This is a genomic window from Candidatus Magnetaquicoccus inordinatus (genome assembly GCF_004217665.1).
GTDB classification, from domain to species: Bacteria; Pseudomonadota; Magnetococcia; order Magnetococcales; family Magnetaquicoccaceae; genus Magnetaquicoccus; species Magnetaquicoccus inordinatus.
The window spans coordinates 1-1,941 of sequence record NZ_RXIU01000374.1 but is presented as its reverse complement, the minus strand read 5'-3'; the positions used below and the strand labels follow the sequence as shown (position 1 = coordinate 1,941).

At 56.1% G+C, this 1,941-nt stretch carries 3 protein-coding genes; all 3 read left to right on the top strand.

Annotated features, from left to right (window positions below; genetic code table 11):
- The first annotated feature begins 61 nt into the window (after positions 1–61).
- From ureE to ureG, 3 genes are read left to right on the top strand one after another with little or no spacing between them, the layout of a single operon-like run.
- Complete coding sequence (ureE, locus tag EJP87_RS15765; RefSeq protein WP_193771453.1) at positions 62–550, top strand: urease accessory protein UreE; 489 nt, start codon at positions 62–64, stop codon at positions 548–550.
- Positions 547–1,212: an urease accessory protein UreF gene (locus EJP87_RS15760; RefSeq protein WP_130472804.1), complete on the top strand. Its 666-nt coding sequence runs from the start codon at positions 547–549 to the stop codon at positions 1,210–1,212. The genes ureE and EJP87_RS15760 overlap by 4 nt, the downstream gene beginning before the upstream one ends.
- Before the next feature lie 17 nt (positions 1,213–1,229).
- Positions 1,230–1,844: an urease accessory protein UreG gene (gene ureG, locus EJP87_RS15755; protein WP_130472803.1), complete on the top strand. Its 615-nt coding sequence runs from the start codon at positions 1,230–1,232 to the stop codon at positions 1,842–1,844.
- Positions 1,845–1,941: the final 97 nt, after the last annotated feature.

Below are 1,941 nucleotides of genomic sequence, written 5' to 3'. Positions count from 1 at the left end.
ACCTCTCCAGGTGTTGCCGATGGCGCAACGCTATTTTCTCTTTTAGGTGGAGAACGCTGCAATGATCTTTTTGACCGCTTTTGCGGAAGAGTCTGCCCCTCCTGCCTGTTTGACCTTGTCTTTGACTTGGCAGGAGCGGGCCTACAGTCGCCTGCAAAGCCGTCTTTCCAATGGGGAAGAGGTGATCGTGATGCTTCCGCATGGCAGCCATCTATACCATGGCGATCGTTTGTGGAGCGATAGCGGACAAGTGGTCGCTATTGAGGCTGCCGAAGAGTCATTATTGCGGGTCGAGGCCGCGCAGCCGCTGCTGTTGCTGCGAGCCGCCTACCATTTGGGCAATCGCCATACTCCGCTGCAGGTCACAGAGCAATATCTCTTGCTGCCGGAAGAGAAGCTGCTGGCAGAGATGTTGCGTCAGTTGGGCTGTCAGGTCAGCGCAGTGCGTGCCCCTTTTGAGGCGGAGCGGGGTGCCTATGCTGCTTCCCATCACCATCATGGTTCTGCGGATGAGGATGGCCATTCTGCGCAGATACATGAGTTTGCATGACTCCCCTGGCACAATTGCGTCTGCTGCAGTTGAGCAGTCCCTCTTTGCCTGTCGGTGCCTATAGCTATTCCCAAGGTTTGGAATGGGCGGTGGAGCAGGGCTGGGTAACCGATGAGGAGAGTGCCTGGCGCTGGATTGCCGAGCTGTTGCGCCATCCCCTGGCCCGTTTTGAGGCACCCCTGTTGGCGGCGCTGCAAAGGGCGCTGAGCAGGGGTGAGCAGAGTCTTTGGCGCGAGCTCAATGAGTGGTATCGTGCCAGTCGCGAGTGCCAGGAGATGGCCGCCGAAAGTCAGCAGATGGGCTATTCCTTGCTGCAGTTGGGTGTTGCTCTGGGAGAGGAGAGGTTGCCGATCGAAGAAGAGGAGGTAACCTATCTGTTGCTTTGGGCATGGTTGAGCGGCTGTTGGCAAATTGAACCACAGGCTGCAGTGACAGGATATTTATGGAGTTGGTGTGAAAATCAGGTTCTGGCCGCAGTAAAGCTGGTTCCTTTGGGGCAGACGGCAGGTCAGCGCCTATTGTGGCGTTTGGCGGCAGAGATTCCACTATTGGCCGAAGAGGCGCTCTCTTTACCCCAAGAGCAATGGAACAGTTTTGCTCCTGGTTGGATGATTGCTGGCTGTGGTCATGAGACACAATACAGCCGACTGTTTCGCTCCTGACAAAGGGAGAATGGGTGATGCAAAAGCCGGTATGGCGGGTGGGTATTGGTGGTCCGGTGGGTTCCGGCAAAACAGCGTTGACTCTGGCGTTGTGTCAGCAACTGCGCGAACGCATGCAGTTGGCAGTGGTGACCAACGATATTTATACGGCGGAAGATGCACAGTTTTTGCTGCGTCATGAGGCGCTGCCGGCAGAGCGGATTTTGGGTGTGGAGACAGGAGGGTGTCCGCATACGGCGATTCGTGAGGATGCCTCGATCAATCTGGCAGCGGTCAATCGTCTGTTGCGCCGCTTTCCCGATTTGCAACTGGTTTTGGTGGAGTCGGGAGGCGATAATCTGGCCGCCACCTTCAGCCCGGAGTTGGCCGATTTGACCATCTATGTGATCGATGTCGCAGCAGGCGATAAGATACCGCGCAAGGGGGGGCCAGGGATTACCCGTTCCGATCTGCTGGTGATCAACAAGATAGATCTGGCGCCCATGGTCAACGCCTCTTTGGAGGTGATGGAACGCGATGCACGCAAGATGCGTGGGGAGCGGCCTTTTATCTTTTCCAACATGAAAACCGGGCAAGGAGTAGCAGAAATTATTGCCTTTTTGGCTGGCAAAGGGGTGATTCCCAGCGTTTAAGTCAGCTTTAGCGACACATTTTGCAGGGCAATCGCATTTGCCAATCTCCTCACTGTTGCCACAAGCGAAACTGTGCATGTCGGGCGTCCGCCCTCCC